Genomic DNA, 25,776 nt, shown 5'->3' on the forward strand with positions numbered 1-25,776 from the left:
AATATTAGGTGCGGCGCTGAAAATAGGTCAGTGCGAGTGCGCCAGCCAGCACCAGCCCTTTAATAATGTCCATTGCGTAGTACGGCACCGAGAGCATCACCAGGCCGTTGGAGAGCACGCCCAGGATCACCGCCCCCACTAGCGTACCGAGCGCGTTCGGTTTACCTGAACCGGCCAGCGAGAAGCCAATCCACGCCGCCGCCACCGCATCCATCAGGTAGCCGCCGCCGGCGTTCACCTGCGACGAGCCGATACGTGAAGCCAGCAAAATGCCGCCGAGCCCCGCCAGCAGGGAGGCGATCACGTATGCCGCCACCTTATAACGGGTGATCCGCAGGCCGGAGAGGCGCGCCGCTTCCGGGTTGCCGCCGATGGCGTACATCCGCCGCCCGTGGGTGGTAAAAGAGAGCGCCAGCTGAGCGATAACGGTCACCACCAGCATAATGATCACTATCGTCGGCACCTGCCCCAGCGAACCGAACGCCGCCGGGATCGCGCCTTCCGCCATATCGCCGCTCGGCAGCACCATATTTTCGGTAATTGACCCGCCGTAGCTGTAGGTCATCGCCACGCCCTGAATCACGAACAGGCTGGCAAGCGTCGCCAGCATGTCGGGAATACGCAGGATCACGATAAGAAACGCGTTAAACAGCCCCACTAAGGTACAGAGCGCCAGGGTGACAACAATCGCCTCGGTGGTGCCGAAGCCGTGCCAGACAAACAGCGAAATCACCAGCGCATTGGCCAGCGAGGCGGTGGAGCCTACGGACAAATCGAAGCCGCCGATGGTCAGCGATATCGACACGCCGATGGCGATCACCGTCACGATGGCGATGGAGCGCAGGATGTTGATGATGTTAAACGGGTCGAGGAAGTTGTCCGACGCGAGGCCAAAAACGGCGATCAGCAGAACGACGGTCAGCAACATGCCCCATTTGTAGAGAAAATCGAAAAATCGCTGACGGCCCGATACCGTCGCGTTCACTGCCAGGGCTTTACTCACGCTGCTGCTCCTCCGGTGGAGTAATAAAGAATGTTCTCTTCCCGGGCCTCTGCACCCGGAATTTCCGCCACGATGCGCCCGTCCCACAGCACGCAGATGCGATCGCACAGCCCGACCAGCTCGGAGAATTCGCCCGAGGCGTAAATCACCCCTTTACCTTCCCGCGCCAGGCCGTCAATCACGTTGAAAAGATCCGTTTTGGCTTTGACATCGACCCCTTTGGTCGGCTCATCGAAAATCAGGACATTGGCGTTGCCGCGCAGCCATTTGCCAATCGCCACCTTTTGCTGATTGCCGCCGGAGAGACGGCGCAAGGTTTGCGCCGGACCCGATGTCCGTATCCCCACCCGGGCGATCACTTCTTCCGCCCACCGCCAGGCCTGACGATGGCCAAACAGGCTCCAGCGAGAGAAGCTGCTGTCGGCGCTAACCGCCAGGTTCATCGCCACCGGCTCTTCGATAAAAATACCCTCCTTGCGCCGCTCTTCCGGCACCAGCGCCAGACCGCGCGCCACCGAATCCGCCGGGTCGCGCGGTCGCCACGGTTGGCTGTTCAGCTCGCCGCGCGTCAACCGGCTTTTGCTGGCGCCAAACAGCGCCTTGCACAGCTCGGTTTTGCCGGCGCCCGCCAGCCCGGCGATCCCCAGAATCTCCCCCTTGCGCAGGCGCAGCGAGATATCCTGCAGCAGCCCTTCGTCGTGCAGCCCTTCAACCTGTAACAGCACCTCATCGCTATGCGGCGGCCGCTTCGGCGGGAAGATATCGCTCAGCTCATGGCCGAGCATCTTTTCGACGATCTGCTCGCCGCTCAGATCGGCCATCGGCCCGCTCTCAATCAGACGACCGTCGCGCAGCACCGTCAGGGTGTCGCAAACCGCGTTTAATTCATGAATGCGGTGCGAGATAAACACGATGCCTATGCCCTGAAGCTGCAGGCGGCGCACCACCGCAAACAGGCGCTCGCTTTCGTGTTGATCCAGCGGCGCGGTCGGTTCATCAAGGATAAGAAAGCGGCAGTGATGCGACAGCGCGCGGGCCAGCAGAATTTGCTGTTTTTCCGCCAACGTGCAGCCGTCGATGGAGCGACGTACGTCGAGGCTGACGTCAAGCTGGGCCAGGGCCTCGCGCGCCAGCTGGCGCAGCCGTCCCCAGCGAAAAGCCAGCCCCGGTTCAGCCAGCCTGTCGAGCATGATGTTTTCCGCGATGCTCAGGCCCGGGACCAGCGCGACGTCAACCTCCTGCTGCACCAGGTGAATCCCCAGCTGTTTGGCGTCGCGCGGCGAGCGAATGCTCACCGGCTGATTGTTAATCACTACTTCGCCTTCGTAATGGGCGTGCGTGCCGCACAGCACCGCCATGAGCGTTGACTTACCCGCGCCGTTGGCGCCGGTGAGCGCGTGCACCGAGCCCCCCTTCAGGGTAAAAGACACGTTGCTCAGCGCCCGAAAGCCGGAAAAGGCCAGGCTAATATTTTGCATCTCAAGGCGATTGCCGGTCATCCCCTGCACCCTGTCGATTAATGTTCTGATTTAACGAATTTTTCATAGCCGCCCTTGACTGACAAATGCATAAAAGGCATAAGTTAAAGCGAAATAATATTAGCCATCCGGATGTCCAGACATAACATCGGGTTAGCGAAACAGCACAAGGACAGCATTGATGAGTCACAGCGATATCCGCGTGGTCCCCGGCCCCGCCAACTACTATTCCCATCCCGGCAGCCTTGCCCGGCTGCAGGATTTTTATAGCGAAGAACAGCTTTCACGCGCGGTGTGGGTGTACGGCGAGCGGGCTATCGCAGGCGCGCAGGCTTTTCTGCCGGCAGCGTTTAACGTTGCTGGCGCCAAAAAAATCGTATTTAAAGGCCACTGCAGCGAAAGCGACGTCAGCGAGCTGGCCCGCACGTCCGGCGACGATCGGTCGGTGGTGATTGGCGTGGGCGGCGGCGCGCTGCTCGATACCGCCAAGGCGCTGGCCCGCCGCCTCGGCCTGCCGGTGGTGGCCATCCCGACCATCGCCGCCACCTGCGCGGCGTGGACGCCGCTGTCGGTGTGGTATAACGATGCCGGTCAGGCGCTGCAGTTTGAGATTTTCGACGACGCCAACTTCCTGGTGCTGGTGGAGCCGCGCATTATTCTTAACGCGCCGGCGGAATACCTGCTGGCGGGCATCGGCGATACGCTGGCGAAATGGTATGAAGCGGTGGTGCTGGCTCCGCAGCCGGAGACGCTGCCGCTCACCGTGCGCCTTGGCATCAACGGCGCGCTGGCGATCCGCGATGTGCTGCTGGACAGCAGCGAAACGGCGCTGGCTGACCAACAGCGCGGCGAGCTGACCCAGGCCTTCCGCGACGTGGTGGATGCGGTTATCGCCGGCGGCGGTATGGTCGGCGGGCTGGGCGAGCGCTATACCCGCGTCGCCGCCGCGCACGCGGTGCACAACGGGCTGACGGTACTGCCGCAGACCGAGAAGTATCTGCACGGGACCAAAGTCGCCTACGGCATTCTGGTCCAGAGCGCCCTGCTCGGCCAGGACGAGGTGCTGGCGCAGCTGGTGCAGGCGTATCAGCGCTTTAACCTGCCGACCACGCTGGCGGCGCTGGAGGTGGATATCAACAACCGCGAACAGCTGGATCAGGTGATTACCCATACCCTGCGCCCGGTAGAGTCCATCCATTTTCTGCCGGTTGAACTGAACGCCGAAACCCTGCGCGCCGCGTTTGAAAAAGTCGAACGTTTCGCCGGTTAATCCCCCGTTTTATTCGCCTCTGCCGCCCGGCGGAGGCGCTTTCGAGCCGCCTCGCAAAGCGGATGTTTCTGTCTTTATTCCGCATAAAATCTGCATTATCGTCTCCTATAAGATAATTTAAATTTACTTATAATCTTATTATTTACTTATAATGAGCTTTGACTTAAAGTGGAGGTCAGGATGATCGTTTTTTGGTCGAAAAGCGCAGAAAAACAGCTCGCCGCAATAGATTCCCGCTATCAGGAGAGAATCAAAGAAAAGCTACGCACCATGGATGATAAAAATGCGCCGGCTCCGGACATTAAAAACTCAAGCAGTCGGGATCCGAAGATCATTATCGATTGCGTGTCGGTGATTATCGCATCATCTTCACACAGTTTGAGGGGCTATCTGAAAGCTGCTATGTCGTAGCGATAAAACGAAGAACCTCAACAACCTATCTTCACGAGGAGGCAACGCCTTATGGCAGTGCAACTCATTAAGGACGACGAGGGCAACCCGCAGTATGTGGTGATCCCCTATAACGAATACTTCCAGATGCGTCTGAAAATGGCGGAATACGATGATGAAAAAGAGGAAGAGTGGGAAGACGTCCCCTACGAATCGGATGAATACGACGATATTCCCTTACCTGACAGCGTCTGCGACATCATGGATAAAGAGAAAGTCAGCCTGCAGGCGGCCTGGCGCATTTTGCGCGGCCTGTCGCAGCAGGAGGTGGCCGATAAGCTCGGAATTAGCCAGTCTGCGGTTTCCCAGCTAGAAGCTATCGACTCCCGCCCGCAAAAGCGCACCCGCGAAAAGCTGGCGGCGATATACGGCTGTACGCAGGAGCAGATCAGCCTGTATTTGCCGAAAGAGGGTTAGCAGCACTTCGCGCCGCCTTTGCCGCCGTAGCGCGCGTCCTGACGCTCGCGAAAAAACTCTTCGTAAGTCATCGGCGTTTGTTCGGGATGGGTCGCGCGGATGTGCTCCACGTAGTTGTCGTAATCCGGGACGCCGATCATCATTTTCGCCGCCTGGCCTAAATATTTTCCTGCTTTCGAAAGGGTATCAAACATTTTCAACTCTCATAATCGCCCCCCTTCTCTCAAAGAGGGGCGATAACGTGATGGCTTAGTGAGCGCGTTTCGCCTGGGTCACCAGGCTATCGGCATCAGCAGGCATCGCCTGGTACGGGGTCTCTTTCGCCGTCGGTTTGTCCTCTTTCAGCGCCGCCAGCGCGGTCTTAATCGAGAACAGCGCCAGCACCACGACCACCACCATAAAGAAGATGGTCAGCCCGGCATCCAGACGGTTGTTAAACACCAGCTGCGCCAGCTGCGACTCGGTGTACTGCGGCGGAATATTACCGCTGTCGATCATCGCCTGGAACTTGTTGGCAATCGCCAGGAAGCCGACTTTGGTGTCGGTGCTGAACGACTTCTGCCAGCCCGCGGTCAGGGTACAAATCAGCAGCCATGAGGTCGGCAGCAGCGCGACCCATGCATAGCGCTGGCGCTTCATCTTAAACAGTACCACCGCGCACAGCATCAGCGCCATCCCCGCCAGCATCTGGTTAGCAATACCAAACAGCGGCCACAGCGTGTTGATGCCGCCGAGCGGGTCAACTACGCCCTGATGCAGGAAGTAGCCCCACGCCAGCACGCACAGCGCCGTGGCGAGAAGGTTCGCCGGCAGCGAGCTGGTTTGCTTCAGCCCGGGGCTTATCACCCCCAGCAAATCCTGCAGCATAAAGCGCGCCGCGCGCGTACCGGCATCCACCGCGGTCAGGATAAATAGCGCCTCGAACAGAATGGCGAAGTGATACCAGAAGGAGACATCCATCAGGCCGCCCAGCGAACCGTGCAGAATGTAGGCCATGCCTACCGCCAGCGTCGGCGCGCCGCCCGCACGGGAGATAATCGACTGCTCTCCCACTTCGTGAGCGATCTGGTTAAGGGTATCCGGCGTCACGGTAAAGCCCCAGCTGCTCACCACCTGCGCCGCCGACGCCACCACATCGGTCACGCCCGCCGGAGCCAGCACCGCCATCGGGCTGTTCATCGCGAAATAGACGCCCGGGTCGATAATACAGGCCGCCACCAGCGCCATAATCGCCACGAAGGACTCCATCAGCATGCCGCCGTAGCCGATAAAGCAGGCCTGGCCTTCATTGGCCAGCATCTTCGGCGTCGTGCCGGAGGCGATCAGGGCATGGAAGCCGGAAACCGCGCCGCAGGCGATGGTGATAAACAGGAACGGGAACAGGCTGCCGCTCCACACCGGGCCGGTGCCATCGATAAATTTGGTCAGCGCCGGCATCGTCAGCGTTGGACGCATGATCAGGATACCGATCGCCAGGCCGACGATGGTGCCGATTTTCAGGAAGGTGGAGAGGTAGTCGCGTGGCGCCAGCAGCAGCCAGACCGGCAGCACGGCGGCGATAAAGCCGTAGCCCACCAGAATCCAGGTGAGCTGCACGCCGGTATAATCAAACCACGGCGCCCAGGTCGGGCTTTCCGCCACCCAGCCGCCGGAAATAATGGCAAACACCAGCATCACCAGGCCAATCACCGACACTTCGCCAATGCGCCCGGGGCGCAGATAGCGAATATAGATCCCCATGAAAATCGCCAGCGGGATGGTGAAGGCGACGGTGTAAGTCCCCCACGGGCTGTGGGTCAGCGCTTTCACCACAATCATCGCCAGTACCGCGAGGATAATCACCATGATCATAAAGCAGGCCACCAGCGCCAGCACGCCGGCGGTCGGGCCCATCTCCTCTTTCACCAGCTCGCCGAGCGAACGTCCGTCGCGACGGGTGGAGACGAACAGCACCATGAAGTCCTGTACCGCCCCGGCCAGCACCACGCCCGCAAGGATCCAGATCATTCCCGGCAGGTAGCCCATCTGCGCCGCCAGCACCGGGCCAACCAGCGGCCCCGCGCCGGCAATAGCGGCAAAATGGTGGCCGAACAGCACCTTCTTGTCGGTTGGAACATAGTCGAGGCCGTCGTTGTGACGCACCGCCGGGGTCATGCGCGTCGGGTCGACCGCCAGTACATTTTTGGCGATATAGAGGCCGTAGAAGCGATAGGCGATCAGATAGACGCAGACTGCCGCGACGACAATCCACAGCGCGTTGATCTGTTCACCCCGGTTTAGCGCGATATAGCCCAAGGCAAAGGCTCCGATAACGGAGAGCAGTGTCCAGATGAGGTATTTCCCTGAATTATTCATCATTGTGTTCCACTGGTAGGGTAATCAGGATGTTACAAGTTGTTTCTAGAACATAATGTGAATTTTAACAACTTTGAAACGTTGCAGATGTCGCCTGACGGCAAGGATTTATCTCACATTGCAAGCGAGATCACTTCTGGCAGGAAAAGAGATGAAAACGGGGAGGATAATCTGTAACTGCATCGCAGTCTGCTTCCCCGGAGGCGGCGCTTGACGCGCCTGTCCGGGCTACCGGCCCGCAGACGATGGTGAACCCGTAGCCCGGTCAGCGCAGCGCCACCGGGGAAGCACACCGCAGATGACGGTGAGTTGTCCGGAACCACAGACGGCGCGTTACCCGTAGCCCGGGTAAGCGCAGCGCCACCCGGGAACAGGCTATGCCTCAGCCGAGGACCGCCGTGCCCAGACGGCAGGTGCAGCAGCGTCGTCCCCGCTCGTCGAACACCGCAATTTCCCAGCTCTGGCCCTGACGCCCCAGGTGCAGCGCCCGGCATTCGCCGCGGACTTTGCCGCTGGAGACCGCCCGGTGATGGGTGGCGTTGAGCTCGGTCCCCACTACGCACTGCCCCTCTTCGGTCATCAGCCACCCGGCCATCGAGCCCAGGGTTTCCGCCAGCGCCGCGGAGGCGCCGCCGTGCAGCAGCCCGAACGGCTGATGGGTTCGCGCGTCGACCGGCATTTCCGCTTCCAGCACGCCCTCCTCAATCCGGGTATAAACGATGCCCAGATGCGCCACCATCGTATTGACGCTGGTCGCGTTGAGTTCATCCAGCGTCAGCTGACGTTTCCAGGCCATTTATGCCCCCAGCGTCGAGCCGCCGTCCACCACGATATCCTGCAGCGTGATATGGCTGGCGTGAACGGAGGCGAGGAACAGAATGGTATTGGCAATCTCCTGCGGACGGGCGATTTTGCCCAGCGGAATGCCCAGCTTAAACTGCTCGCCGAAACCGCGAATGCGCTGCTGTTCAGCGTCATCGCTGACCCACAGCGTGCGCTGCATATCGGTGTCGGTCGAGCCAGGAGAAACCAGATTACAGCGTACGCCGCTGCCCGCCAGCTCAAGGCCAACGGTCAGCGCCAGGCTCTTCAGCGCCGCCTTTGACGCGCCGTAGGCGCTCATGCCGATGCGCGGAGTATGTGCAGCATCGGAGGCCACCGTCACAATTGCCCCGCCTTTCTGGCGGCGAAACTGCGCCATCGTCTGCTGGAACAGGTTAAACGCCCCGCCGACGTTGACGGCGAAGGTCTGCTGCCAGTCTTCCTGGCTCAGCGCATCGGTCGCCCCCATCCGTAAAATGCCGGCGGCATTGACCAGCACATCCAGCCGTTCAATGCCAGCCAGCAGGCGGCCACATACCTGCGCCACCTGCCGCGCGTCGGCAACGTCCAGCGTCTCGGTGGCGAACGGATAGCTTTCACCGTCGAACGCCAGATCAAAGCCGGTTACCTGCGCGCCGGCCTCAACGAACGCCAGGGCGGTGGCGTAGCCGATCCCCTTGCCCGCCCCAGTGATCCACACGGTCTGGCCGTGAAAATCGAGTCCGTTCATTATTTCACCTCGCGGGACAGCAGCGCCCACCAGGCGTCGATAGTCGGGTTTTTCGCCAGCACCACGAAGTCGATATCGCCGTACACTTTACGCCAGCGCGCGGCGAGCGCCATCATACGCACCGAGTCGAGGCCGTAATCGATCAGGTTTTCATCGTCCATCGGCTCGTCGCTTTCATCCAGCAGCGGCAACACCAGCGCGCGCAGCGCCGCTTTTGACGCCGGCAGCGGCAGCAGCTCTTCGGTCATCACCACGCGACCGGAGCGGCCCGCCACGTAGTTGAGCGCCATCAGATGCTCTTCACGGCTGAAATCGGCCAGCGCATCGGCGACAAAGAACGGCTTAATATCGCGCATAAACGCGTCAGTCGCAGTGGTCATACAGCCGATATGGGCGTAAACGCCGGTGATGATCAGCTGATCGCGCCCTGCCTCTTTCAGCATCTCCTCCAGCGGCGAGCGATGAAACGCGCTGTAGCGCCACTTCACCAGTACGATGTCGCTGTCGTCCGGCGCGAGCGCGGCAATCACCTGCTGCTGTTCCGGCGAACGGGTCAGGCCCGGTCCCCACATATCGTTCAGCAGCGCGCGGTCTTCATCGCTCTGCTCTTTCGGCTGAGCGGTGTAAAAGACCGGAATATGGTTCTGTTTGCAGAACTCGCGCAGGGCGGCGATGTTGGCCACCACTCTCTCCATCATCGGGCTGTTTTCGCCCCAGAAGTTGAGGAAATACTCCTGCATATCGTGAATCAACAGCGCGGCGCGGGACGGCTCAAATGCCCAGTTCACTTTGTTCGCCGGGATATCGCTGGCTTCCGGCAGCGCGTAAGCCTGTAATTTTGGGATTGCCATTCTGTCTTCTCCTTCAGCCCAGCTTGCGTTCAGCCAGCCACTGACGTAATTGTTTTTTATCGACTTTGCCCACCGGCGTCAGCGGCAGCGCATCAACGCACTCCACGCGGTCCGGAAGTTTAAATTCTGCGACCCCTTGTTCACGCAGGAAGCGGCGCACCGCTACCGCGCGCAGAGGCTCCTTCACCACCAGATACGCACAGCTCTTCTCACCCAGCAGGCTGTCTTCCATGCTGACCAGCGCCGCGTGGATCGCCGCAGGATGACGCAGCAGCAGGTTTTCGATCTCTTCCGCCGCGATCTTCTCGCCGCCGCGGTTGATCTGATCTTTTTCCCGCCCCTGCACGGTGATGTAGCCCTCTTCATCGATCGAAATCAGATCGCCAGAGCAGTAGAAACCATCGGCATCAAAGGCTTCGGCATTATGCTGCGGGCTCTTGTAGTACCCGCGGAAGGTGTACGGCCCGCGGGTCATCAGGCGCCCGACTTCGCCGCGCGGCAGCGGATTACCATCGGCATCGGCCACCCACACTTCGTCATCCGGGCACATCGGGCAGCCCTGGGTGTTGATGATGCGCTCGGGGCTGTCGTTGAGGCGGGTATAGTTCACCAGCCCCTCCGCCATGCCGAAGACCTGCTGGAGCTGACAGCCGATTTCCGCCGGAATACGCGCGGCGAGGGTCGCGGACAGGCGCGCCCCACCTACCTGCAGCAGCCGTAGCGACTGCAGACGGGCATTGCTGCCGGACTCATGGATCTCCTGTAACCACAGGCTTACCGCCGGCGGAACCAGCGAGGTCAGGTTAATCTGGTGCTTTTCGATCAGCGGGAAGCAGAGGGTGGCGCTCGGGTCGTGCGCCAGCACCACCACGCCGCCGGCGAGGAACACGCCGAGTGAACCCGGCGAGCTCATCGCGTAGTTGTGGGCGGCGGGAAGCGCGTTCAGATAGCGCGTTTCGGCGCTTACGCCGCACAGCTCGTTACTGCGGCGAATGCTGTAGTCGTAGTCGTTATGCGTACGTGGGATGAGCTTCGGCGTCCCGGTACTGCCGCCGGAAAGCTGGAAAAAAGCCACTTCGTCGGCAGGTGTCGGATGCGCAACGAAACTATCGTCAGCGCGCTCGATGGCCGCCGTCAGGCTCTGCTCGCCGTCGTCGTTCAGCAGCAGCGCCACGCGTACCGACGGATGCTGCGCAACAAAAGCGTTAAGAAAATCATCATCGGCAAACAGCGCATGTGCGCGGTCGGCAATCAGTAAGGCGGGTTCAATTTGCGCGGCGTAGGCGTTCAGCTCGCTACGCTGGTGGCTGAACAGCGCGTTGACCGGCGCCACGCCGATGCGCAGCAGCGCGAAAAAGGTAATATAGAACTCCGCGACGTTGCCCAGCTGCACCAGCGCCGTTTCGCCGCGCTTCAGGCCAAGACGCTGCAGCGAGGAAGCGAGGTTATCCACCAGGCGGTTGAATTCACGGTAGCTGTAGCTTTTGTCGCCGTCGATAATCGCCGGGGCGTCGTTTTCCGCATGACGGGTTATCAGTTGAGTTAATGGCAGATCCTGCCAGTAGCCTTTTTGCCGATAGCGGGCCGCGAACGCTTCCGGCCAGCGGGTAAATTCGATCATCATCGTCCCTTATTGCAAGCCGAATACGTTCAGCATGGTGGTCAGTTTGACGCCGGTTTCGCGCCACTCGCCCAACGGCGAAGAGGCCGGAACGATACCTGCGCCGGCAAATAGCCGCAGGGTGCTCTGCTGCAGGCGCGCGCAGCGGATGGTGACCACCCACTCGCCGTTGCCTTCGTCATCACACCAGCCGACAATGCCGCCGAATAGCTGGCGGTCGAACGGCTCCAGTTCGCCGATCAGGCGTTTCGCCGCCTGATGCGGGAAACCGCTCAGCGCCGGAGTCGGATGCAGCAGGCAGGCCAGCGACATGGCATTCTCGTTTGCCAGCGCGGTGCCCTGAATCTGCGTCGCCAGATGCCACAGGGTCGGCGTGGTGATCAGCTGCGGAGAGTCCGGCAGGGAGAGTTCGCTGCTGCGCGGCGCTAATACGGCCTTCATCGCCTGAGTCACCAGCTCATGTTCATGGCGATCTTTTTCCGACGCCAGCAGCCTGTGCCCCGCTTCACGATCCAGCACATCGTCCGGCTGGCGGCGGGCGGAACCGGCCAGCGGCAGAGAGCTGAAATGCGCGCCTTCTTTACGCAGCAGCAGCTCTGGGCTTGCGCCCAGCAGCACGCCGCCGTCTGAGAGCGGCACGTGGAAGTTAAAGCTGGCCGGATTCTGGGCGATCAGGCGCTCGAGCAGCGCCCCGCTATCGACCCGTTCGCGGGTGGTGATATCAATCAGGCGCGACAGGACCACCTTGTCCACTTCCGGCGTCGCGGTGAGGGCCGCCGCGCGCGCCACCATCGCCATAAAGGTGTCCTGCTCGGGGATCTCCCGGCGCTGCACGACATCCATCGGATTTTGCCCCGACGCATAGCGCGCGGAGTGCTGCTTTTCAGTGCGGGAGAACGCGGTCCAGCTCGCGGGGATAAACAGCTCGGAGGGCTCGCTGGTATCGAACGGAATGGCGCCGACCATCACCGGTCTGGCGATCCCGGCAGTGCGCGCCGCTTTAAAGGCGGCGGCCATTTTTTGCTGAAACTCTCCGTCCGGATCATCGCCGTCGGCGGCGGGATGAGAGAATCGGCTAAAGCAGCCAGCGGTGGTGAAACTGCGGTACGGCGACATAAAGAAGAAGCTTTCCGGCGGCAGGGTCATTTTTTTCTCCCGAACTTCCTCAGCCAAAGACGTTTCCATATCATCCTCCAAAAACGATAAAGATATTACGAATAATTATCATTTATATTTTGGTTGGCTAACCTAAAAGGTATTGCGCTTTATGTCAACCGTACAGGTAGCATGTTGTGCGACTTATACCCGTCATACTTCAAGTTGCAGGTGTGTTGGCTGTGTTCGCTCACCCGAATCACTTACTACAGTAAGCTCATCGGGATTCGTTCACTTGCCGCCTTCCTGCAACTCGAATTATTAGGGTATAGACTTGCATCCACGCGGCGCAAAGCTGAAAATGAGAAGCATTTATCACCACTCAATCAGGATGCGAATACGTGAATTTCTCCACCTTTTGCCGCCGTACCCTCCTCGCCAGCGGCCTGGCGATTTTAGGAATGAGCTCAGCGCTGGCGGCAGACTGGCCGCGCCAGATAACCGACAGCCGCGGAACCCATACGCTGGAAAGCCAGCCGCTGCGCATTGTCTCCACCAGCGTGACGCTGACCGGTTCGCTACTGGCGATTGACGCGCCGGTGGTGGCCAGCGGGGCCACCACGCCCAACAACCGCGTCGCCGATGGCCAGGGTTTTTTGCGGCAATGGAGCGAGGTGGCGAAAGCGCGCAAGCTGGCGCGCCTCTATATCGGCGAACCGAGCGCTGAGGCCGTCGCCGCGCAAATGCCGGATTTGATTCTGATTAGCGCCACCGGCGGCGATTCGGCGATGACGCTCTACGACCAGCTTTCCACCATCGCCCCGACGCTTATCATTAACTACGATGATAAAAGCTGGCAGGCCCTGCTGACCCAATTGGGGAATATCACCGGCCATGAACAGCAGGCCGCTGAAAGAATCGCGGAGTTTGATAAAAAGCTGGCGGCGCTGAAAGAGCAGATGAAGCTGCCGCCGCAGCCGGTCACCGCGCTGGTCTACACCGCCGCGGCCCATAGCGCCAATATCTGGACCAAAGAATCCGCTCAGGGACAGCTGCTCGAACAGCTGGGCTTTACCCTCGCCGACCTGCCAGGCGGGCTGCATGCCAGCCAGAGCCAGGGAAAACGGCATGATATCGTGCAGCTGGGCGGGGAAAACTTAGCCGCCGGGCTTAACGGTCAGAGCCTGTTCCTGTTCGCCGGCGACCAAAAAGACGCCGACGCGATTAACGCCAACCCGCTGCTATCGCATCTGCCCGCCGTTGAAGGGAAACGCGTTTATCCGCTGGGGACGGAAACCTTCCGCCTGGATTACTACAGCGCCGTGCTGGTGCTGCAGCGTTTAGCAGCGCTCTTTGCCTAAGCCGATCTCCCGGGGGCGGCGCCAGGCGCCTTGCCCGGGCTACAGGACGGCAGACCGCTGGGGAGGCGTAGCCCGGACAGATGCACAGCATCGCCTCCGGGAAAGTTCTCCAACACCCTGCGCGCTTCTCCCGGGGCGGCGCCAGGCGCCTTGCCTGGGCTACAGGACCGCCGGGAAAGCCCAGCGGAGTTAACTTTCGCTGACCGCTTCCGGGCGCTGAAAGCGGCGCAGTTCGCGTAACAGCCCCACCAGCACCGCGCCCACAATCACCAGCGCCCAACCGCTGGCGCTCGCCGAGGCCACCGGCGTCAGGATCGCGCCCAGGCCGCCGAGCAGCGCCGCGCCTATCGCATCGCCGGTCACGTTCTGCGCGGTCCACAGACCGTTGATGCGCCCGAGCATATTTTCCGGGGTCTGGGTCTGAATCAGCGTATATTGCAGCAGCGAGCTTATCGCGCTTAGCCAGCCAAACAGCGCCAGACACAGCGCGCCCAGCTCCCACACCGGCATCAGGCTGAACAGCGCAATCGCCACAAACGAGCCGACGGTGGTCGCCAGCATCAGCACGCCCGGCTTCGCCGTCTGCGCCAGTTGCCCGCTGGTTAGTGCCCCGAATGCCGCGCCCAGTGGGATCGCAGCATAGAGCAGGCCAATCTGCGACGCCGACATCTGCCAGCTTCCGGCCAGCGCCGGATAGAGCACGCGCACCGCGCTGGCCATCGTCAGCAGACCGCCAAGCAGCGCGATGCCGCCGATAAGCGGGCTGTTAAACAGAAACTTCAGCCCCGCGTTCAGCGATTTCAGCGGGTGCTCGCGCGGCTGCGGCGGCGGCGCCAGCAGCGGTAAACGCAGCAGAGTCAGCGTGGTGATAAAGGTTCCCGCCGCCGCCAGACCGTAGTTCCAGGCCACGCCGCCGGTTGCCAGTAGCAGACCGCCGATCATCGGCGAAATCACCGAGCCCAGCCGCACCGTCAACATGGTGATCGCCCCGGCCTGCATCAGATTTTCCCGGCCAACCAGCGCCGGCGTCGCCGCCAGCAGCGCGGTCACGCCAATAGAGGCGAACAGACCGTCCCAGATACCGAGCAGATAGATGGCGATTAACGACGGCTCCGGCAGCATGGCGTTCAGGCACAGGCCGACGAAACCAATCCCGCAGGTGCCGCGCGCCAGCAGGATCAAACGCTTACGCTCATAGCGGTCGGCAAGCACGCCGCCGATCATCAAACCGACAAACATCGAAGCGCCGGTCAGGGTCACCGACAGCCCCACTTGCCAGGTTGAATGGGTCATCATCTGGATTTGCACCGGGATCGCCACGCCCAGCAGGCCAAGCGACAGGATTGAAATAAAGCGGGCGATAAAGACGGCGCGAAAGGCCGGGTGAGTTTTCAACAAGCTGAGATTCAGCAGCCAGGATTGTCGGTTCATGACAGCGCCTTGTTATTATTTTCCATACCATTTTTATGGGTGCACATGCTAACATAACTGAATAGAATCGATAACGATAATTACTATCATTATCATGCCAGGGATGTAAGCCATGTCGTGTTCCACGACCGCGGCGCGCGCCTTTGCCGTGCCGGGTCTTTTAATCGTTTTAATCATCGCCGTTGCGCTCAGCCTGCTGATCGGCGCCAAACCCCTACCGTTTAGCGTCGTCCTCGATGCCTTCACCGGCACCTGCCAGAGCGCCGATTGCACCATCGTCCTTGATGCCCGGCTGCCGCGAACCCTCGCCGGGCTGCTGGCCGGCGGCGCGCTGGGTCTGGCCGGCGCGCTGATGCAAACGCTGACCCGCAACCCGCTGGCGGACCCCGGGATCCTCGGCGTCAACTCCGGCGCCAGCTTCGCTATCGTGCTGGGCGCGGCGCTGTTTGGCCTTTCTTCGCCGCAGGAGCAGCTGCTGATGGCCTTTTGCGGCGCGTTCGGCGCCTCGCTGCTGGTCGCCTTTACCGGCAGCCAGGGCGGCGGCCAGCTCAGCCCCGTGCGCCTGACCCTCGCGGGGGTCGCCCTGGCGGCGGTGCTGGAAGGGCTTTCCAGCGGTATCGCGCTGCTTAATCCCGACGTCTATGACCAGCTGCGCTTCTGGCAGGCGGGTTCGCTCGACGTGCGCACCCTGCAAACCCTGAAAATTGTGCTGATCCCGGTGCTGATTGCCGGTCTGGTGACCCTGCTGCTGAGCCGGGCCTTAAACAGCCTGAGCCTCGGCAACGATACGGCCACCGCGCTCGGCAGCCGGGTCGCGCGGACTCAGCTTATTGGTCTGCTGGCGATTACCGTTCTGTGCGGTAGCGCCACGGCGGTGGTGGGGCCGATCGCCTTTATCGGCCTGATGATGCCGCATATGGCCCGCTGGCTGGTGGGCGCGGATCATCGCTGGTCGCTGCCGGTGACCCTACTGGCGACCCCCGCCCTGCTGCTGTTTGCCGACGTGCTGGGGCGCCTGCTGGTGCCCGGCGAACTGCGGGTTTCAGTGGTCAGCGCCTTTATTGGCGCGCCGGTGCTGATCTGGCTGGTGCGCCGCCAGCCGCGCGGAGGTGGCATGTGATTGCGCCTTCTCGTCGCCTGATATTGAGCTGTTTGCTACTGCTGGTCGCCAGCGTGCTGGTCTCCCTGTGGGGGCTGGGTAGCGGCCTGGTGCCGTTAAGCGTTGAGCAGGTTATCTCCGCGCTGCTCGGCGATGCGCCGCGTAACGTCACCCTGGTGGTGACCGAGTGGCGTCTGCCGCGCGTGCTGATGGCGCTGCTGATCGGCGCCGCCCTTGGCGTCAGCGGCGCGATTTTCCAGTCGTTGACCCGCAACCCGCTGGGCAGTCCGGACGTGATGGGGTTCAACACCGGGGCGTGGAGCGGCGTGCTGGTGGCGATGGTGATGTTCGGCCAGAACCTGGCGGCCATCGCCATGGCGGCAATGGTTGGCGGTATTCTCACCGCGCTGGTGGTCTGGCTGCTGGCGTGGCGCAACGGCATTGAGACCTTTCGCCTGATTATTATCGGCATCGGCGTGCGGGCCATGCTGGTGGCGTTCAATACCTGGCTGCTGCTGCGCGCTTCGCTGGAAACCGCCCTCTCCGCCGGGCTGTGGTATGCCGGTTCGCTTAACGGTCTGACCTGGGGGAAAACCTGGCCCTCCGCGCCGCTGATTCTCTTGATGCTGGCGTGCGGGGCGCTGCTGGCGCGGCGTATGCGGCTGCTGGAGATGGGCGACGATACCGCCTGCGCGCTGGGCGTGCGGGTTGAACGCTCGCGGCTGCTGCTGATGCTGGTCGGGGTGGTGCTGACCGCCGCCGCTACCGCCCTCGCCGGGCCGATTTCCTTTATCGCCCTCGTGGCCCCGCATATCGCGCGGCGCCTTAGCGGTACCGCCCGCTGGGGGCTGGCCCAGGCGGCGCTGTGCGGCGCCCTGCTGCTGGCGCTGTCTGACTACTGCGCGCAGCGTCTGTTTATGCCCTATCAGTTACCGGTGGGCGTGGTGACCGTCAGCATTGGCGGCCTCTACCTTATCGGGTTATTAATTCAGGAGTCCCGCAAAAAATGACCGCTGTCACCTCCCGTTTGCGCGGCGACCAGTTGACCCTGGCGTACGGCAAAAAAACCATCGCCGAATCGCTGAACGTCACCATTCCCGATGGCCACTTTACCGCCATTATCGGTCCCAACGGCTGCGGTAAGTCGACCCTGCTGCGCACCCTGAGCCGCCTGATGACGCCTACCAGCGGTCATGTTTATCTCGACGGCGAGCAGATCCAGCGTTACGCCAGTAAAGAGGTCGCCAAACGCATCGGCCTGCTGGCGCAGAACGCCACCACGCCGGGGGATATAACGGTTCAGGAGCTGGTGGCCCGCGGGCGCTATCCGCACCAGCCGCTGTTTACCCGCTGGCGCAAAGAGGATGAAGAGGCGGTCAGCAGGGCGATGAAGGCCACCGGCATTACCGACCTCGCGCGGCAAAGCGTCGATACCCTCTCCGGCGGCCAGCGCCAGCGGGCGTGGATCGCCATGGTGCTGGCCCAGGAGACGGCGATTATGCTGCTCGATGAGCCTACCACCTGGCTGGATATCAGCCATCAGATCGATCTGCTTGAGCTGCTAAGCGAGCTGAATCAGCAGAAGGGCTATACGCTGGCGGCGGTGCTGCACGATCTGAACCAGGCCTGCCGCTACGCGACCCATTTGATTGCCCTGCGCGAGGGTAAAATCGTCGCCGAAGGCGCGCCGAAGGAGATCGTCAGCGCGGAGCTCATTGAAAAGATTTACGGTCTGCGCTGTACGATCATAGAGGATCCGGTGGCGCATACGCCGCTGGTGGTGCCGCTGGGTCGCCGATAGATATTCCCGGCTCGCGCTGCGCTTAGCCGGGCTGGCAGAAACGGTAGCCCGGGTAAGGCGTTTACGCCGCAACCCGGGAGTTTTTCTATCCTTCCCCGAGGATCTCCCTGACCACCGGGCCAATCGCCTCAAAGGCCTGCGGGGAGATAATATCCACGTGGGCGCAATCCTGGCTAAACACCTCCAGCTCGCCGACCCACGGCCCCCAGACCCTCTGCGGCTCCATCCCGGGCTGACGGGTTTTCTCCGCCACGAACAGCGTCGCCTTACCGTCAAACTTCGCGCTGTGCGCGGTGGTCAGCAGGCGCACCGCGTCGGCGTAGTTACCCTCGATAACGCTGAACAGCTCACCGGAAGCCTGCCCCTGCTGGGCGGCCAGAAACGCCTCCCGCTCGCGGGCGATCTCCGCCAGCACCTCAGGGTCCAGACCGTTGGCCTCTTTCTCCGCCCAGTTCTGCGTTTCCGGCGGCCAGGTATCCAGCAGGCCGAGAAACGCCACCGCTTCGCCGCGCTGGCGTAAGCGGGCGGCTATTCCCTGCGCCAGGGTGCCGCCGAGCGAATAGCCCAGCAGATAATAGGGGCCGTGGGGCTGCTGCGAAAGCAGGGTTTGCAGATGATGCTCGCAGACCGCATCCAGATCCGCCGCCGTCGCCATCGGCCCGTGCGGTCGCGGCGACTGAATGCCGACGATCGACCAACGCGGGCTTAAATAACGCGCCAGCACGCTGAACTGCCAGGCAAAACCGGAAGCTGGATGGAAGCAAAACAGCGTCGGGCCGTCGCTCTCGCGCAGCGGCAGGATCGCGTCGAAGCCCAGCCGTTGCGCCTGCTCATCGCTGAGATCCGATGCCAGCAGCGCGCTCAGCTTGCCGACGGTAGAAGCGACCATCACCTGCCCCGGCGTCACCTGGCGTTGCAGTTCGCGGCCGAGCGTCGCCGCCAGACGCATCGCCAGCAGCGAATGGCCGCCAAGGGCGAAGAAATCGGCGTCGATATCGTTCACCTCGCAGCCCAGCAGCTGGCTGAACGCCGAGGCGACGGTGGTTTCCACGCCCGGCTCCGGCGGACGACCGCGGCTTACGCGGCTCAGCGTCGGCAGCGGCAGCGCTTTGCGATCCAGCTTGCCGTTGGCGCTCAGCGGCAGCGCCGGCAGTTGAATCAGCACCACCGGCACCATATGCGGCGGCAGCTGTTCGCCAAGCCGCGCTTTAAGCGCCTCGGTATCCAGCGGCAGGCCGGATTCAGAAACCAGATAGCCCACCAGCTGGCGGGCATCGCCCCCGGTCGCCGCCGCCTGGTTGAAGACGCAGGCGTGAGCCACCGCCTGCGCAACGTCCGGCAGCGCCGACATTGCGCGATCAATTTCCCCAAGTTCGATCCGCTGGCCGCGGATTTTTAGCTGGTCGTCGCTGCGCCCGAGATACTCGACCGCGCCGTTATCCAGCCAGCGGGCAACGTCGCCGGTGCGGTACATGCGCTCGCCCGGCGCGTAAGGGTCGGCGATAAAGCGGCTGGCGGTTAAATCGGGGCGCCCGAGATAGCCCTGCGCCAGCTGAATGCCAGTCAGGTAGAGATCCCCCGCCACGCCCGGCGGTACCGGGCGCATCGATGCATCGAGGATGCGTAAGCCGGTATTCCACACCGGCCAGCCAATCGGCACGCTGGCGCCGGTTACCGCCGCCAGTTCAGGCCCGCAGGCCGGATACCAGCTGACGTCCACCGCCGCTTCCGTCGGGCCGTACAGGTTATGCAGCGGCGCGCCGGTCAGCTCCTCCCACTCCCGGCACAGCGCCGTCGGCAGCGCTTCGCCGCTGCAGAAGACCCGGCGCAGGGTATGGCACGAGGCGACGTTTTCCGTATTCAGCGAGGCGACAAACGCCGCCAGCATCGAGGGGACAAAGTGGGTGGTGGTCACGCCGTAGCGGGCGAAGAACTGCTGCATCGCCAGCGGATCGCGATGGGCCTCCGGCTCGGCCATCACCAGCTGCGCGCCGGCGATAAACGGCCACCAGAACTCCCAGACCGATACATCAAAGCTGCACGGCGTTTTCTGCGCCACCACATCATCGGCGGTGAGCGGATAGTGGTCCTGCATCCACAGCAGGCGGTTGACGATGGCGGTTTGCCCGACCATGACCCCTTTCGGTCGCCCCGTCGAGCCGGAGGTGAAGATGATATACGCGGTATGCTCCGGCTGCGAGAGCGCCAGCGGCGCGGCATCCGCCGCCGCCAGCGGGTGTTGATAGCACAGGCTTTCGAGGCCGGGGATATCGCTAAAGCGCGCCCGCTGATCTTCAGAGGTAATCAGCAGCGACGGCCGTGCGTCTTCCAGCATCATCCGCAGACGATCGTCGGGATAGCCGGTATCCAGCGGCAGCCACGCGGCGCCGGCTTCAACGATGCCGTGCAGCGCCAGGGTCAGGAATACCGAACGCGGCAGCGCCACCGCCACGCTATCGCCCGGCTTGATGCCCCGCGCGCGAAGCTGTTCAGCCAGCGCCACCACCTGCTGGCGCATCTCGCGGTAGCTAAACTGCCAGCGGCCGTCCGCCAGCGCCGGGGCATCCGGGGTTTTCGCCGCCTGTTCCGCCACCCGCGCGCTCAGGGTGGTGAGCGGCAGATCGACGGCGGTGGCGTTCACCCGCTGTAGCTGCTCCGCTTCCGCCGCCGATAGCATATTCACGTCGCCGCAGCGCAGGGCCGGATTATCGGCAAACTGCGCCAGCAGCGCGGAAAGTCGGGCGATATGGTTGCCCAGCGTCTGTTTATCGTAACGCTGCTTATTGGCCAGCACCTCCAGCGACAGGCCGCCGGCTTCATCCGGGAACAGCGCCAGCTCCAGGTCGTTGACCGGACCGGTCGCCAGGGTATGGGTAATCGCCTGTACGCCATCGATATCCAGCTGATAATCAAAAACTTTAATATTAAGCACCGGGCCAAACAGCGGTTCGTCGCCCGCCGCCTTGCCGCTGTCGCGGACAATCTGTTCGGCGTCATAGCGCTGATGGCGGCGCATTTTCTTCAGCTGTCCGGCAAGACGCGCGGCCAGCTCCGCCAGCGTTTCCCCGGCATCAATGGTGACCGCCAGCGGCAGAACGTTGAGCACTGGACCGGTGGCGGTGAGCGCCGCGGAGCCCATACGACGCATAAAAATAAAGCCTGCGGCATACTCCGTTCGGCTGCACAGCCGTCCCAGCCACAGGGCGGTCAGCGCCAGAGCCAGGTCCGCGCGCTGGCACTGCGGCGCGCTTGCCGCCAGCCGGCTAAAGACGCCGGCATCCACCTCCAGCTTCATGCGCCAGATATCGCTGCTGGTCGCCCTTCCCGCCAGCGGCGCATCCGACAGCGAGGCCGGAGACGGCAGCGCCTGACGCTGCGCCTGCCAGAACGCTTTGTCGCGCTGCCAGGCATCGCTGCCGTAATAGCGCTGGTACTCTTCCACCACCTCGGCAAAGGGCGTAAACGGCGAGGCGGGCGTCTCTTCGCCGCGCTGCCAGGCGCGATAAATCGCGGCGATCTGGCGGGTAATGGCCGGGAAGCTGAAGCCATCGACCAGCAAATGGTGGTAACGCTGATACCAGTACCAGCGGTTATCGCCTACCCGCAGCAGCTGATGGCAGACCAGCGGATTACCGCCATCCACCCGCAGATTCTGCCCGAGGTCGGCCTGCATCCTCGCCAGCGCGGCGGCGTGCGGGTCGCTCGCCGCGCGCAGATCCTGATAGTCCGGTTCGGCAAAAACGCGGCGTTCATCAACCCACTGCCAGGCTTCGCCGTTATCTTCACAAAAACGCATACTGACGGTGTCGGCCTGAGAGAGCCCGGTGATAATCGCCCGCCCGAGCAGGACCGGGTCAATATCGCCGCGCAGCTCAACATAGTGGGCGACGCTCCATGCGCCGGGCAGCGTCGAGAGGCGCTCCGCCATCCAGATCCCCGGCTGCGCCGCAACCAGCGGTAAACGTGTGGTCATTATCGGCTCCTCAGGACGCATGGTGGGCGGGGGTCAAGGTAGACCAGTTCGCCGCCAGCCAGGCGTTGCACGCCTCTAACGACTGCGGCGGGCACTCTACCGACCAGCCTTTCGGCAGCGCGCAGTGGTGCGGCCACAGGCTGTACTGCTGCTGCTCATTGCGCAGGATGTAAAACTGCCCTGGTGGATTGTCGAAGGGATTACTGAATTGCATGTCAAATTCCTCGTAAAGCGCGCGTTGCTACTCGTCACGGCATAAAGGCTGCCACAGCTGGATGAGCCCCGCCGTCAGCCCGCCGCGCCAGCACAGCGCATCATGCCCGCCATCAACCTGACGCCAGAAAATCGTCTGCTGTTCCAGATGCGCCAGCAGCGCCTGGTTGGCGCGAAAAATGATCGGCTCGCGAAGACCGGCTTCCAGCCAGATACGTAGCCCTTGCGGCTGTATTTCGCCGCGGCTCAGGCGGTCAATCAGCAGGCCCGTCTGCGCGCCGCCGCGATGCGGCCACCAGTAGGAGCCGGACTGGCTGAGCACGCAGCCAAAGCGCTGGGGCCAGTAGAGGGCGGCGAACATCGACGCCAGGCCGCCAAAGCTCTGACCCGCTACCACCGTGCGATCGGCGCGATCGCTGAAAGGCGCTAGTCGGTGAACCATTGGCAGCAGCTCTTCCTGTACCGCCAGCCAGAACGCGTCATTGCAGGGCAACTCTGCGGCCCGGTGCGGGTTATCAATCGCGTCAATCAGCAGATAAACCGCCGGCGGCAGCCATTTTTCGCGGGTTAAGCCTGCCAGCGGCGACCATACCGGCATACTTTCGGCCCAGAACTGGCCGTCGAGCAGGATCGCCAGCGGGCGCTGCTGCGGCTGCGCGTCGCCGGTGGCGTAAACCCATATTCGTCTGCGGTTGCCGAGCCGCTGGCTGCGCCACTCAATGCAGATCGGAGGCTGATAAGGTTCTTCACGCAGCGCCCAGCCCGGCTGCTCCGGGGCTTCCGGCAGCTCCAGCGCGGAGACCGCGTGACCGCGCCCGCCCTTCCAGCTTTGCGGATTGAGCGGGTCGGCAATCGCCCGCGGCAGCAGCCTGCGCCAGCCTTCGCGCAGCAGCGCGCGGTCCGGGCCGTCGCCGTTAAAAAGCTGAGGAGAAAAGTCGTCGTCGCGCGCGGAAGGGATAAAGCAGTAGCTGCCGCGCCAGGTGGGAGAAAGCGTGGTTTGCCAGCGCCAGGCATCGGTGCCGGGAATGCGCTGCAGCGTTTGCGGCACGGCGTTTTTATGATGGTCAGTCACGCCGGTAATATAAATCCACACCCGGCGGGTTGCCGAAGACGCTTCGTCGCCCGCCGGATCGCGCCACCAGAAGGTCACCCGATACGCGTCGTCCACGGCCTCTATTTGCGGACCGGAGATAGTGCGCCACCAGTCGTCGCATCCTGTCTTATGCATTCCTTTTCAACCCTATGTTTATCGTGACATTTATCAACAAACGCATTAATAAACGCAATATTTATTGATAATATTATTGATAACTATTTTCATTTGCAATAGCGTATTAGCGCGCTGTGGGAAGCGCGTCTTTCAAAAATAAACATGTCAGAGAGGGCTCATTTAGCCAGCGACGGAATGCCTTTGCCCTCTACCGGCACTATTGATTCCGCCTCCCCTCCCGACGGGAAGGGCCTTTGGGGAAGGCGGCGACGAAAAGCAGGAATTACAATGAATAACAGGATCAAATCCCTGGCCTTGCTGGTCAATCTGGGAATCTACGGGGCTACCTTTCCGCTGAGCGCGGCGGAAACGGTCTCCGATAGCAAAGCCGCATCCGCTGATGAAACCATGGTCGTCACCGCCGCCGAGCAGAACCTGCAGGCCCCCGGCGTTTCAACCATTACCGCGGATGAAATTCGTAAACGCCCGCCCGCGCGCGACGTGTCGGAAATTATTCGTACCATGCCCGGCGTTAACCTGACCGGCAACTCCACCAGCGGCCAGCGCGGCAACAATCGCCAGATTGATATTCGCGGCATGGGCCCGGAAAACACCCTGATCCTGATTGACGGCAAGCCCGTGACCAGCCGCAACTCCGTACGTCTGGGCTGGCGCGGCGAGCGCGATACCCGCGGCGATACCTCATGGGTACCGCCGGAGCTGATCGAACGTATTGAAGTCATTCGCGGCCCGGCGGCCGCGCGCTACGGCAACGGCGCGGCGGGCGGCGTGGTCAATATCATCACCAAGAAGAGCGACGGCGAATGGCACGGTTCATGGAATACCTACATGAACGCCCCGGAGCATAAAGACGAAGGCTCGACTAAACGCACCAACTTTAGCCTCAGCGGCCCGCTGGGCGGCGATTTCAGCTTCCGCCTGCTGGGCAACCTCGACAAAACCCAGGCCGATGCCTGGGATATCAACGACGGACATCAGTCCGAGCGTACCGGCGCCTATGCCAATACCATGCCTGCCGGGCGCGAAGGGGTGAAAAATAAGAACATTAACGGCGTCGTGCGCTGGGATTTCGCGCCGATGCAGTCGCTGGAGTTTGAATCCGGCTACAGCCGTCAGGGCAACCTCTACGCGGGCGATACGCAGAACACCAATACTAACGATCTGGTGAAAGAGAACTACGGTAAAGAGACGAACCGCCTCTATCGCCAGACTTACTCCGTCACCTGGAACGGCGGCTGGGATAACGGCGTGACCACCAGCAACTGGGCGCAGTACGAACGCACCCGTAACTCGCGTAAAGGCGAAGGTCTGGCGGGCGGCACGGAAGGTATCTTCAACAGCAACCAGTTCAGCGATATCGACCTCGCCGACGTGATGCTGCACAGCGAAGTCAACATTCCTCTGGATCTGGTGTTCAACCAGAACCTGACGCTGGGTACCGAGTGGAATCAGCAGCGGATGAAGGATCTGGCGTCAAATACCCAGACCTTTATGGGCGGCGATATCGATGGCTATGACAGCACCGGCCGTAGCCCGTACTCGAAGGCCGAGATCTTCTCCCTGTTTGCCGAAGACAACGTGGAGCTGACCGACACCACCATGCTGACGCCGGCGCTGCGTTTCGATCATCACACGATCGTCGGCAACAACTGGAGCCCGTCGCTCAACCTGTCTCAGGGTCTGTGGGATGACTTCACGTTAAAAATGGGCATCGCCCGCGCCTACAAAGCGCCGAGCCTGTACCAAACCAACCCGAACTATATTCTCTATAGTAAAGGCCAGGGCTGCTACGCCAGCGGTAACGGCACCGGTTGCTACATGATGGGTAACGATGACCTGAAAGCCGAAACCAGCATCAACAAAGAGATTGGCCTTGAGTTTAAGCGCGACGGCTGGCTGGCGGGGGTGACCTGGTTCCGTAACGACTACCGCGATAAAATCGAAGCGGGCTACGCGCCGATTGCAAAAACGTCGAAAGGTAACGTCAAAACCGATATCTATCAGTGGGAAAACGTGCCGAAAGCGGTGGTTGAAGGTCTGGAAGGCACCCTGAACGTGCCGGTCAGCGAAACGGTGAACTGGACCAATAACATCACTTATATGCTGCAAAGTAAAAACAAAGAGACCGGCGATCGTCTGTCGATTATTCCGGAATACACCCTGAACTCCACCCTGAGCTGGCAGATTCAGGAGGATATTTCCGTACAGTCGACCTTCACCTGGTACGGCAAGCAGCAGCCGAAGAAATATAACTACAAAGGTCAACCGGCGGTGGGTTCTGAAACGGACGAAGTCAGCCCGTACAGCATCGTTGGCCTGAGCGCCACCTGGGATGTGACCAAAAACGTCAGCCTGACCGGCGGCGTGGATAACGTCTTCGACAAGCGCCACTGGCGCGCGGGTAATGCGCAAACCACCGGTAGCCTGACCGATGTTTCGTATATGGCTGGCGCTGGCGCCAATACCTATAACGAATCAGGCCGCACCTGGTATCTGGGCGTCAATACCCACTTCTGATTGTCTGGCCGTTCCCTCCGCCCTCTTCTCCTGGAGGGCGGACGGGAGAATCTGTTAA

General features: G+C 61.8%; 20 protein-coding genes and 1 pseudogene. 8 read left to right on the top strand and 13 right to left on the bottom strand.

Annotated elements, in window-relative coordinates; all coding sequences use genetic code 11:
- Nucleotides 1-4: 4 nt before the first annotated feature.
- Nucleotides 5-1,003 (bottom strand): ABC transporter permease, encoded by a 999-nt coding sequence (locus tag GUC22_RS19485; protein ID WP_004130353.1) that lies wholly within the window; start codon nucleotides 1,001-1,003, stop codon nucleotides 5-7.
- A complete protein-coding gene (locus GUC22_RS19490) occupies nucleotides 1,000-2,502 on the bottom strand; it encodes a sugar ABC transporter ATP-binding protein (RefSeq protein ID WP_024358835.1) in 1,503 nt (500 codons plus the stop codon). The genes GUC22_RS19485 and GUC22_RS19490 overlap by 4 nt, the downstream gene beginning before the upstream one ends.
- Nucleotides 2,503-2,662: 160 nt before the next feature.
- Here GUC22_RS19490 and GUC22_RS19495 point away from each other — a divergent pair, with 160 nt between their 5' ends.
- From GUC22_RS19495 to GUC22_RS19505, 3 genes and pseudogenes are all read left to right on the top strand, one after another.
- The gene (locus tag GUC22_RS19495) at nucleotides 2,663-3,751 is read left to right on the top strand and encodes an oxidoreductase (protein WP_160183734.1); all 1,089 of its coding nucleotides are present in this window, start codon (nucleotides 2,663-2,665) and stop codon (nucleotides 3,749-3,751) included.
- Nucleotides 3,752-3,931: 180 nt separating this feature from the next.
- Nucleotides 3,932-4,233, top strand: a pseudogene (locus GUC22_RS19500) (type II toxin-antitoxin system RelE family toxin).
- On the top strand, nucleotides 4,214-4,618 hold the full coding sequence (locus GUC22_RS19505; protein WP_004135430.1) for a helix-turn-helix domain-containing protein: 405 nt from the start codon (nucleotides 4,214-4,216) through the stop codon (nucleotides 4,616-4,618). The pseudogene GUC22_RS19500 and the gene GUC22_RS19505 overlap by 20 nt, the downstream one beginning before the upstream one ends.
- Here the strand turns inward: GUC22_RS19505 and GUC22_RS19510 are convergent.
- From GUC22_RS19510 to entC, 7 genes are all read right to left on the bottom strand, one after another.
- Nucleotides 4,615-4,812 (bottom strand): YbdD/YjiX family protein, encoded by a 198-nt coding sequence (locus tag GUC22_RS19510; RefSeq protein WP_004130340.1) that lies wholly within the window; start codon nucleotides 4,810-4,812, stop codon nucleotides 4,615-4,617. The two genes, GUC22_RS19505 and GUC22_RS19510, sit on opposite strands and share 4 nt — an antisense overlap.
- A 55-nt stretch (nucleotides 4,813-4,867) precedes the next feature.
- The gene (cstA, locus tag GUC22_RS19515; protein ID WP_004135432.1) at nucleotides 4,868-6,973 is read right to left on the bottom strand and encodes a pyruvate/proton symporter CstA; all 2,106 of its coding nucleotides are present in this window, start codon (nucleotides 6,971-6,973) and stop codon (nucleotides 4,868-4,870) included.
- 382 nt (nucleotides 6,974-7,355) lie between these two features.
- A complete protein-coding gene (gene entH, locus GUC22_RS19520; RefSeq protein ID WP_024358838.1) occupies nucleotides 7,356-7,769 on the bottom strand; it encodes a proofreading thioesterase EntH in 414 nt (137 codons plus the stop codon).
- Nucleotides 7,770-8,525, bottom strand: coding sequence for a 2,3-dihydro-2,3-dihydroxybenzoate dehydrogenase EntA (entA, locus tag GUC22_RS19525; protein WP_049089663.1), 756 nt, complete (start codon nucleotides 8,523-8,525; stop codon nucleotides 7,770-7,772).
- The gene (gene entB, locus GUC22_RS19530) at nucleotides 8,525-9,376 is read right to left on the bottom strand and encodes an enterobactin biosynthesis bifunctional isochorismatase/aryl carrier protein EntB (RefSeq protein ID WP_049087192.1); all 852 of its coding nucleotides are present in this window, start codon (nucleotides 9,374-9,376) and stop codon (nucleotides 8,525-8,527) included. The genes entA and entB overlap by 1 nt, the downstream gene beginning before the upstream one ends.
- Nucleotides 9,377-9,389: 13 nt before the next feature.
- Entirely contained in the window at nucleotides 9,390-10,997 is a 1,608-nt protein-coding gene (gene entE / locus GUC22_RS19535; protein ID WP_049089662.1) for a (2,3-dihydroxybenzoyl)adenylate synthase EntE, read from the bottom strand.
- Nucleotides 10,998-11,006: 9 nt separating this feature from the next.
- Nucleotides 11,007-12,182 (bottom strand): isochorismate synthase EntC, encoded by a 1,176-nt coding sequence (gene entC / locus GUC22_RS19540; protein WP_064342334.1) that lies wholly within the window; start codon nucleotides 12,180-12,182, stop codon nucleotides 11,007-11,009.
- A 371-nt stretch (nucleotides 12,183-12,553) separates the two neighbouring features.
- Here entC and fepB point away from each other — a divergent pair, with 371 nt between their 5' ends.
- Nucleotides 12,554-13,453, top strand: coding sequence for a Fe2+-enterobactin ABC transporter substrate-binding protein (fepB, locus tag GUC22_RS19545; RefSeq protein ID WP_155552914.1), 900 nt, complete (start codon nucleotides 12,554-12,556; stop codon nucleotides 13,451-13,453).
- Nucleotides 13,454-13,642: 189 nt separating this feature from the next.
- Here fepB and entS read toward each other — a convergent pair whose 3' ends face one another.
- A complete protein-coding gene (gene entS / locus GUC22_RS19550) occupies nucleotides 13,643-14,884 on the bottom strand; it encodes an enterobactin transporter EntS (protein ID WP_024358844.1) in 1,242 nt (413 codons plus the stop codon).
- 112 nt (nucleotides 14,885-14,996) lie between these two features.
- On the opposite strand from entS, the gene fepD reads away from it, so the two are divergent.
- The 3 genes from fepD to fepC are packed head-to-tail and all read left to right on the top strand — an operon-like array spanning nucleotide 14,997 to nucleotide 17,784.
- Complete coding sequence (gene fepD / locus GUC22_RS19555; protein ID WP_004135441.1) at nucleotides 14,997-16,004, top strand: Fe(3+)-siderophore ABC transporter permease; 1,008 nt, start codon at nucleotides 14,997-14,999, stop codon at nucleotides 16,002-16,004.
- Nucleotides 16,001-16,993, top strand: a complete 993-nt coding sequence (gene fepG / locus GUC22_RS19560; RefSeq protein WP_004135443.1) for an iron-enterobactin ABC transporter permease — start codon at nucleotides 16,001-16,003, stop codon at nucleotides 16,991-16,993. The genes fepD and fepG overlap by 4 nt, the downstream gene beginning before the upstream one ends.
- Nucleotides 16,990-17,784: an iron-enterobactin ABC transporter ATP-binding protein gene (gene fepC / locus GUC22_RS19565; protein WP_049089655.1), complete on the top strand. Its 795-nt coding sequence runs from the start codon at nucleotides 16,990-16,992 to the stop codon at nucleotides 17,782-17,784. Before fepG ends, fepC begins: the two co-directional genes overlap by 4 nt.
- A gap of 85 nt (nucleotides 17,785-17,869) precedes the next feature.
- On the opposite strand, the gene entF is transcribed toward fepC, so the two are convergent.
- From entF to fes, 3 genes are read right to left on the bottom strand one after another with little or no spacing between them, the layout of a single operon-like run.
- Complete coding sequence (gene entF / locus GUC22_RS19570; RefSeq protein ID WP_154955069.1) at nucleotides 17,870-21,757, bottom strand: enterobactin non-ribosomal peptide synthetase EntF; 3,888 nt, start codon at nucleotides 21,755-21,757, stop codon at nucleotides 17,870-17,872.
- Nucleotides 21,758-21,767: 10 nt separating this feature from the next.
- Entirely contained in the window at nucleotides 21,768-21,971 is a 204-nt protein-coding gene (locus GUC22_RS19575; protein WP_154955070.1) for an MbtH family protein, read from the bottom strand.
- 27 nt (nucleotides 21,972-21,998) lie between these two features.
- Entirely contained in the window at nucleotides 21,999-23,198 is a 1,200-nt protein-coding gene (gene fes, locus GUC22_RS19580; RefSeq protein WP_154955071.1) for an enterochelin esterase, read from the bottom strand.
- Nucleotides 23,199-23,468: 270 nt separating this feature from the next.
- On the opposite strand from fes, the gene GUC22_RS19585 reads away from it, so the two are divergent.
- Entirely contained in the window at nucleotides 23,469-25,718 is a 2,250-nt protein-coding gene (locus GUC22_RS19585) for a TonB-dependent siderophore receptor (protein WP_049131326.1), read from the top strand.
- The last annotated feature ends 58 nt before the right edge of the window (nucleotides 25,719-25,776 follow it).

The organism is Klebsiella sp. MPUS7, assembly GCF_009905335.1.
GTDB lineage: Bacteria > Pseudomonadota > Gammaproteobacteria > Enterobacterales > Enterobacteriaceae > Klebsiella > Klebsiella grimontii.